This is a genomic window from Streptomyces sp. NPDC094034, assembly GCF_040303865.1.
In the GTDB taxonomy this organism is placed as follows: domain Bacteria; phylum Actinomycetota; class Actinomycetes; order Streptomycetales; family Streptomycetaceae; genus Streptomyces.
On record NZ_JBEOUD010000124.1, the window covers coordinates 1 to 1,303 of the forward strand.

At 67.2% G+C, this 1,303-nt stretch carries 2 protein-coding genes; both read left to right on the forward strand.

Annotated elements, in window-relative coordinates; translation table 11 throughout:
• Positions 1 to 721 (forward strand): SMI1/KNR4 family protein (locus tag ABTZ59_RS37120; RefSeq protein WP_351425975.1); only part of this gene is annotated, 721 nt, incomplete at its 5' end.
• 263 nt (positions 722 to 984) lie between these two features.
• A partial coding sequence (locus ABTZ59_RS37125; RefSeq protein ID WP_351425980.1) for a helix-turn-helix domain-containing protein occupies positions 985 to 1,303 on the forward strand: 319 nt, incomplete at its 3' end.

The window sequence follows — 1,303 nt, forward strand, 5'->3', positions numbered from 1 at the left end:
GTCCCGATCAGTAATGTCCGTGCTCGCCGTCGATAGGAGAGCCGTGAGCACGCACGTGCACTGGTCGGGAGTTCGGGAACGCGTCATCGCCGTGGAAGAGGCCGAGTGCCGAGCCCATGGCCGTAAGCCATCTCCATACCCAACGTTCGAACCCGTACTGACTCCCGCCGAGATCGCCGAGGTCGAAGCACAATTCGCCGTCGCGCTCCCCGACGAGTACCGCACGTTTCTGGCAGAGGTCGGAGCCGGCGGCCCCGGACCGTCATTCGACCTGACGTCGTTGCGCCGAATCGACGGTAAGTGGGGATGGGTCTGGGAGAACGACGAGGACCATCCCTGGCTGCTGGACCCCAGTAGGCCGTTCGTCGAGACCGACGACTGGGCCGACCAGCAGATAACGACCCTTCGCGCCGCCGGGTACGAACCCACCACGCGTGACGAAGACGACGACTATCTGGACGACTACCGCAAGGTCTTCGGAGACGCCGGCGACGAGGTCTGGTTCCTGGAACGCGGGCGGGGTGCGATCCCCATCAGCGACAACGGATGCGGGATGACCGGCTGGCTCATCGTCGTCGGCCCGCACCGCGGGCAACTCCGCGACCGGGACTGTGCGGTCAACCCGCCCTTCGAGCCGTACGTCGACGCAAACGGAAACCGTCACACCTTCCGCAGTTGGTACCTCGAGTGGCTTGAGCAACGTGAGGAAGCCGCACGGTGATCAAGAGCTGGTGACCCTGGCCCGCCCCACGCACCGCGACCTCCTCAACCCTTCCCTTCAAAGGAACTGCACCCATCGTCCTTCGCCTTGACCTGGCGTGTCACTTGCTGGTTCGCGTGGCCTTTAGCGGTGTGACTAATGTGTCGCGCGCCAGGCATATGCGGCCCGCCTTGGGGGATCTGATCCTCCTCTGACGGAATGGGCGGGTCTTTACCCTGGCAGAGCACACGGTCCGGGCGAGTGGGTATGCGAGCAATCTGGTGATGCGCGAGCTGGATGAGACGGACGCCGGCGGCCCGATTGGAGCGCGCCTGGCCGCCTGGCGCTGCCGCCGCGGGCTTACCCGGGATGACCTTGCCTCCCGCACCGGCCTGGAAGTCGATTACCTCGCCGGGCTGGAGACGGGCCGGGAGTGGGTGGACCGTCGCGGTCGGCTGGCGGCGCTGGCCACCGCGTTGCGGCTGGATGTGGCGGATCTGACTGGGCAGCCCTACCTGCCGCGCGGGGAGGAGCACGCGGCGGTGCGGGCGGTCGCCTTCCACCTGCGGCGCAGCCTGGTCCGCCGACAACCGGACAGGGCGC